Source organism: Amphibacillus sediminis NBRC 103570 (assembly GCF_001552275.1).
Classification (GTDB): Bacteria; Bacillota; Bacilli; order Bacillales; family Amphibacillaceae; genus Amphibacillus_B; species Amphibacillus_B sediminis.
In genome coordinates, this window is the sequence record NZ_BCQW01000007.1 from 115658 (window position 1) to 123001 (window position 7344).

Consider the following 7344-nt stretch of genomic DNA (forward strand, 5'->3'; position numbering starts at 1 on the left):
ATAATATCTAATCAATTTTCAAGTTAAGCAGTTACTAATAATTGACTATGGTTTTTGATCAACAGAACGCCCTTTTCTCTTCCTTCCCTGCTATCAGCAAAAAATCGAGTTTGAAAGTGTAGCTGGTTTGGGTAACACTAAAGCTTAATTGCAGCTTAAGAGCTGATTGGTGCTGTCCAAAGTGATCTTTGTACTCGATTGGATCAAGCTTTACTTCTGATATTTCTTCTGACCAGATAATCTTCAGGTCATTCTGTGCCCCAGTTAATATGAGTTGATGACCTGTTTGAGAATAAGGAAGATTCGCTAATATAAATGTCTCTGTTACTTCTTGATTAGCTTCAGTAAAATGATAATGATCGGTTAAGGTTAATGTCGCTTGATCGGAATTTAAGTTAAATTGACGGGTAAAGTGCTCTAATTGGCTAACTTGATATGCCTCTGTTAACACAAAAGTGATCTCTTCAAATGGTTTGATTTCCCTTACCTGAGAAATAGCATAAGCGGACCGTCCCGTTTTTTGTGGTTCACCGCAAATAATTGGGACAGAATGCCCTAGTGAAGAGGGTTGAAGCAGTTGGTAACGTTTATCCGAAAAATAATCTCGCGTATATTCTCCCGCACCTAAATCAATAAAATAAGGCTGGCCATGACTATAAAGGATAAAGTGGCCCAAATCATTATGGTTATGTGGTTCTTGGTTATGCCCACCTTTTACCGCAAACTGAAAGCAAGGCTTCCGAATAATCAAGAGCTGGGCATCGGCTAGCCAATACTCACCCGTTGACCAGCTATGTTGCTTCAGATTTGAATGACGCCACGCCAGTTGCCGATAAGCCTGTGGCCATCGTCCACAATGATCAATCAAAGTATCGCTACTGACATCCCCTGGAGGATAGTCTATCATTTCCGGGAATCGCAATTGGTAGAAATAGGCCAAATCGTAAGCGGGAGACTGCTGTGCTGGCGCATCAGAGAAATTGACCACATGGTCTTGCTCTAAATACATCTTTTGTTGAAAAGCTGCAATTCTAGCAATCTTTTGCTCAAGTAACAGATTATCCTTACCATCAGTATAACGGGACAATAGCTCAGCAAAATAGGTAAAATAGCGAAAGCCATATTGCCAATACTGCAAGCCTTCAAGGCAAGCACCATCATCGCCAAAGCCATTTAAGTAATACGTTAACGTACGCTTCACTCTTTCTATTATCTGCAAACACACGTTCTCATCTTCTATTAAATAAATAGCTGTAGCCCCTATTGAACTTGCGCATACTGCCGCCCAATTATCGTGGGACTCTTCCCAATGATAAGGTCCATTATTGAGATATGGAACAAAGACACGTTCATGAATGTTAGCCCTTACAATATTGAGAAGAGCTGGTGTTAAATACTCGGATAGCAGTGCTGTCACTTCTGCCAATGTGAATGCTGTTTCACAGTTAAATAAATCCAAGGTATAGCTTTTTTTGCTCGCATTCTCTTCACGACTACGATCAATATGAGCGGGTAAGCACCAGGTAAACTCCTGACAAATAGAAAAAATAATGTTCTCAAGCTGCTGTTGGTAAGATTGATTTTCCGGCTGATCTAGTAAAAGGAGAGCAAGAGCGGTTAAGCGCTTTCTTTTCCGAAAATAGATTTCTTCATATTGGCTACGATTACCTGTTTGAAAAAATAGCTTGTAGGTTTGGAAATCTAGCTCTTGCTTTACTTGATCAGCCTCAACACTTAAGCGCTCGGCTAAATCATTTAGAATAGCTTGATAATGACGATCTTTATTCATCATTAAAGGTTGCATGATTCAAATTCTCCTTATCTGTTAACAAGGTTTTGCTGCATTTACTCGACGATATTCAATCGGTGTCACACCTTCATGTTGCTTAAATAATTTAATAAAGTAACTTTGCCCATCATAGCCGACCCGTTCACTAATCTCACCAATCGTTAACTGTGTCTCATTTAATAGTTCTTTCGCTCTTTCCATTTTTAATTTCTTAATATATTCAACAAACGTTATCCCTACTTCCTTCTTAAACAATCGACTAAAATAACTTGGATTTAAAAATAACTTTTGGGCTATTTCATCCAAGCTAATCTTTCGATCAACATGCATCGAAATATAGACACAGGCCTCTAAAACTTCCTTATGGGTTGACTGGCCAAAAGATTCCATCATCAAATCGATAATCTGGGTTAGACACTTGACAAACCATACTTTAAGCTCATGAATCGATCCAATGCTTAAGACTTCTTGATGAATCCTTCAAGCTTAAAATGGGTTTGAAAATGGGACAATTCTTTTAAATTATTTTTTAATTCTAATAGTAATTTTAACAGCCATTCTCGTACAATGCTATGATCAAATTTGTTTTTTTCAATTAATCTAAACCATTTATCAACAAATGGTTCAACAAGCTTTACATTCTTCATCACGATAATCTTCCTTAACTCATTTGAGGCTTGATTATAAAAAATCTGTAGATCAGTAAATTCTTTTGTCTCCGTTAATTTAATTTTTTCAATCGATTGAGGTGATACATAAAAGAGGTAGTTTTTATTTGTTAAGATCGCTTTTATTTGAGTTACCATTTCATTCTTACCAGATCGCTCTCCAACCACAAATGTTAAGGATATATTTAAAGCTTGATCAACCGCCTCTTGAAACCGCATTAATATCTGGATCATATGTTGGCTATTATCAAACTTAATTGAAGCGTTAACTGGTAAAATGATAAATGATTGATTTTTTTCATAATAAAAATAATGAGCCAACGGATCACATGCATTCGTTATAACTTCCTGAAAAACATTGCTGATGGCAAATTGAAGTAAATCGTCAGTCAAAAATTTACTTAGTTGCTCGTTGTAATGATTAATTACACATAAAATCGGTGTATATAGCTCAACATTCCGATCGATTCTAAATCGATTCGTTAAACACCATGCTACAAAATCACCAGAGCCAGAATGGTGGACAAAATGATGAAAAGAATGATGACTTCTCATTTGATTATGCTGGCTAGCAAACGACTGTAAGTCATGCTTCAGTTTTTTTTCTTGATGAATTTGGTCCAGCTTCCGCTTAATCGTCATTAATAGTGATGATAATTCTTGAGGTTCCAGGCTCTCCTTCAATAAATAATCTTGAACATTGAGCTTTAATGCTTGTTTGGCATACTTAAATTCATTATGACAGGAAAGAATAATGACTTGTAAATGTTCATCGAGTGCCTTTAATTTTCGGGTTAGCTCAAGTCCATCCATCTTCGGCATCCCAATATCTGTGATTAAAATATCCGGCAAATGATCACAGCTTTCTAAAAAAGCATCTTGACCATTATCATGCATACTTTGTAATTCTAAGCCCAAATTCCCCCACTCAATAACCTCACTTAAAAAGTCCAATACGGGATAATCATCATCAACCAACATCACCTTGTACATGATTTATCACCCCCTTCTCTAACGGGATGGCTAACATTATTTTTGCCCCTTTCCCCGTTCCGCTCACTATGGTCACGCTTGCCATTGGGCCAAAGGTCATTTTTAAACGTTCATTGACATTAAATAAACCAATGCTTGAAAATCCAGCACGTGCTTTTGTTTCTATTCCTTTCAACAAATGGTTTTGGCTTAGAACTTCAATTAAGTTTTCTAATTTTTCTGGCGGTATTCCTTGACCGTTATCGGCGACTTTAATGATCAGGGCTTGCTCAACCAAATAAGCTGTAATCTCAATGATACCTTCGTTTTGGTTGAAACCATGGATAATCGAGTTTTCGATTAATGGCTGTAACACAAAACGCGGTAGTAATTGTACTTCAGCTTCTTTCGTGACATTAATCATTAATGTGGCTTTTTCTTTCTGCCTCATGTTCATAATTTGCATATAATCTTTAATGATCTCAATTTCTTCCTTTAATGTAATCATTCCTTTATTAACGTCGATCGTCATCCTTAATAATTTCGATAGTGAACTTATCATACTTGCACTTTCTTGATCACCAAACTTGTATACATTTAAGCGGATCGAATTGAGTACATTAAATAAAAAGTGTGGGTTAATTTGAGCTTGGAGCATCGCTAATTCTGCTTGTCTTTTTCTTGTTTGTGTCTGATTAATCTCGTTGATCATCTCATTGATCCGATCAAGCATATGATCAAAGGAAAGTGAAAACTGACCAATTTCATCTTCACTGGTCACATGTGTTCGAACATGTAAATCGCCTGCTTGCACTTGCTTAACAACCTTAGTTAATTGATGAAGTGGTTTCGTCATATGTCGAATTAAGTAGGCCAATATAACAAGAAAGACAGCAAATAATAAAATTAATAAAAGAAAGACACGATTAAAAACAGAATCGATATTTGAAACAGATTGGTTATAGGGTATGATCGAGGCTATCCGCCAATGATTATTTTCAAACAAAGATGTTGTTACTAAATATTCCTCACCATTTATAAATGTCACCGCACTTCGACCATAGCCAACATATGGAAACTTCTTACCGATCTGTCCTTGGTCGGGATGGGACAAAATGGTATGATCACGTCCTAACAGCATGACCTCTTCATATTGATTGCTATTCTCAAAAATCGCACTTATTTTATTTTCAAACATTGTAACGATAACATAGCCATAAATGATTGATTGCTCATCCCTTAAAGTTCGTGCAACTGAAATTTGATAAGGATTGGCTATTTTTTCGGCTTGAAAAACAGTAGGCTCAGTTTCAACCCAGAAAGACTCATAACCATGGAGCCCGTTTAACTCCTCAAACCATTTGGTATCGATAAAACTTAACGGATCGTAATCGGTCACAGGATAGTTCGTATAGGCTTTACCGTTCTTCAAAAGGATGGTCACATGTGCTTTCTCCCCTAATAGCGTCATATCTTTAATCGTATTCATGACGGTTCTATCTTCTAGAAATTCTTCATATGTAGCGGGGGATTGATCGGTAAATCCTTCTTCTGCTTGCTTTTTTAATAGTGCATTTAATCGTGTATCAAATTGAACAAAATTAATGATATACAACATATCCTGGAATATCTTTGAAACGTATTCCTCTGTTAGCTTCATTTCTTTATTAGCATTTTGAATGGCTTGTTCTCTTACCGCATCATTTGTAAAGTATTGGTAAAGTGTCAATGAAATGGTAACAGGTAAAAAAATACAAGCAATCGATGCGACAATCACTTTATTCCTTAAGGAACGATTGAAGCATTTTATTAGCCAGTTCATATACAAATCTCCTTAGAGATAGTATCGTCAGAATACTCAGCATGGCATTCCACTATTGCTAAAAGTTTGTCGTCTACCCTGTTTGGCACGAAGTTGGTCAGCTTATACCATACTTTAGCGTACAATCAGGAGATACGGTATTTGACCAATCCTGTTCAATCCGTTTCTCCTGATTGTTGATCAGCTCATCTTCTTTTTTTCATTTGACCTCGCCAAGTTTTCATTTATAACTTACTAAACCGTTATCAAAGCTATTGATTTCTTTCAATAATTTCTGTTGCCTTCTCTTGGAGTACTCGTATCGTTGTATCAATGTCTTGTTGATCATAAATCAGTTTCTCATATTCATCATTGACAAGCTGATATATTTCAGCTTGACCTGATACTGGCGGTGTCAATTTTGATGATTGAGCATTTGTTAGTACGTTTATAAGTGAGTCTTTATCAACTTTTTCGGGATTATTGGTATCTTCTAACACTGTATCAATAATCATCGCAAATTCGTTTTCACTCACTTCATTCCATGACGGTATATTCTTACCCTGAATAAGCTGTCCTTCTGTCGTATACCAACGGATAAAGGTGTATGCTTCCTCTTTTAATTCAGAATTGGCGGCGACAGCCATATAATCTGTCGTAACAGGTGTATAACCAGTTTCACCACTATCTGCATTGGCTGGATATGGTGCTACCCCTACTTCAAATTCTAATGGAAACTGATCCGTACCACCAAGCTCTGTATTCATCCAGCTACCAATTAATAGCATGCTGGCATCCTGATTAAAAAATTGATTCCGATAGTGAAGGTCTTGAGAGAAGATATCGGTATATGGTGTTGCCGACTTGTCTTCTTTCTCCATTTGTACTCTTATTTCAAGCGTTTTTCTAAACATAGGATCTTCGAAATTAGCTGTACCATCCTCCTTAATAAATGTTGAGTTGTCAGCCTTACTCGCTAACGCTAAATTCATATACTCCATCCAGCCACCATTTTGTGGACCATGAAAAAATGTACCGTAGCGTTCGCCTGTTGTTAATTGTTTAGCATAATCTACGAATTCATCCCATGTCCATTCCTCTGGTAATGGTAACCCTGCTTCATTTAGATGATCTTTATTGATTAGGACATACCAAGGGTTGAATTTTCCAGGTAAAGCATAGTATTGACCATCTATTTGAGTATCTACCTTATACTCTTCTGGAACAAGATAGCCATCTTCAGCAATAAATTCATCAATCGGAGCGACCATTCCAGCATTAACACGTTCAGCATAGGAAGCAGGGTCACTAAACATTAGCACATCCAATTGTTCTCCAGAGGCTGCTGCCAAATCCAATTTTTGCAGAGCCTCATTTGTATCACCTTTTTCACTTAGAATAATGAGCTCTACCTTAATATGTGGATAGTCTGTTTCAAATGCTGCTAAGGTTTCAGACCAATTATATGACGCTTCATTACCGTGGGTATGGAATTTAATGATGACTTCTTCTTGATCACTACTTGAACTTGAATCACTGGTGACCGGGTCACTACTTGGCGTTGATTGACCTTCTTGATTACACCCCACTATAACAACGAACAACGAGAAAAGACATACCATTAACACCACATTCTTTTTCATGTGTATTCTCCTCTTTAATCATTTTATACCTTTTACTTCATAAATGTAAGCACTTACAAAAATAATTATAGTCAATTTAAAAAGTCAAACGTAACACTATCTTTACTCATCTTACGACTAATTTTACTTTTAGTTAGATGTTCAATAGGTTGCCAAATTAGAAGCAAGCAGGTCGAGGCGGCGATGATTTGAGCAACGTAGCGTATGCCCTTAGATACGTGAGTCGCGCAAAATCGAGCCAACAACGAGATGCGCCGCTTATCATTTGGTGACATAGTGAACTACCCATTTAGATAAATGTTCAATAGGTTGCCGAATTAGAAGCAAGCAGGTCGAGGCGGCGATGATTTGAGCAACGGAGCGTATGCCCTTAGATACGTGAGTCGCGCAAAATCGAGCCAACAACGAGATGCGCCGCTTATCATTTGGTGACATAGTGAACTACCCATTTAGATAAATGTTCAATAGGTT

Annotated in this window: 5 protein-coding genes; all 5 read right to left on the bottom strand. The window is 37.1% G+C overall.

Features of this window, described 5'->3' with window-relative positions:
- Positions 1-58 precede the first annotated feature (58 nt).
- Positions 59-1804 carry a heparinase II/III domain-containing protein gene (locus ASE01S_RS06885; RefSeq protein ID WP_067840307.1) on the bottom strand — a complete coding sequence of 582 codons (1746 nt, stop codon included), beginning with the start codon at positions 1802-1804 and terminating at the stop codon, positions 59-61.
- 21 nt (positions 1805-1825) lie between these two features.
- Positions 1826-2182: a helix-turn-helix domain-containing protein gene (locus ASE01S_RS06890; protein WP_067840309.1), complete on the bottom strand. Its 357-nt coding sequence runs from the start codon at positions 2180-2182 to the stop codon at positions 1826-1828.
- 65 nt (positions 2183-2247) lie between these two features.
- On the bottom strand, positions 2248-3450 hold the full coding sequence (locus tag ASE01S_RS06895) for a response regulator (protein WP_067840311.1): 1203 nt from the start codon (positions 3448-3450) through the stop codon (positions 2248-2250).
- Positions 3428-5251: a cache domain-containing sensor histidine kinase gene (locus tag ASE01S_RS06900; protein WP_067840313.1), complete on the bottom strand. Its 1824-nt coding sequence runs from the start codon at positions 5249-5251 to the stop codon at positions 3428-3430. The genes ASE01S_RS06895 and ASE01S_RS06900 overlap by 23 nt, the downstream gene beginning before the upstream one ends.
- A gap of 251 nt (positions 5252-5502) precedes the next feature.
- The gene (locus tag ASE01S_RS06905; RefSeq protein ID WP_067840315.1) at positions 5503-6873 is read right to left on the bottom strand and encodes an ABC transporter substrate-binding protein; all 1371 of its coding nucleotides are present in this window, start codon (positions 6871-6873) and stop codon (positions 5503-5505) included.
- Between the last annotated feature and the right edge of the window lie 471 nt (positions 6874-7344).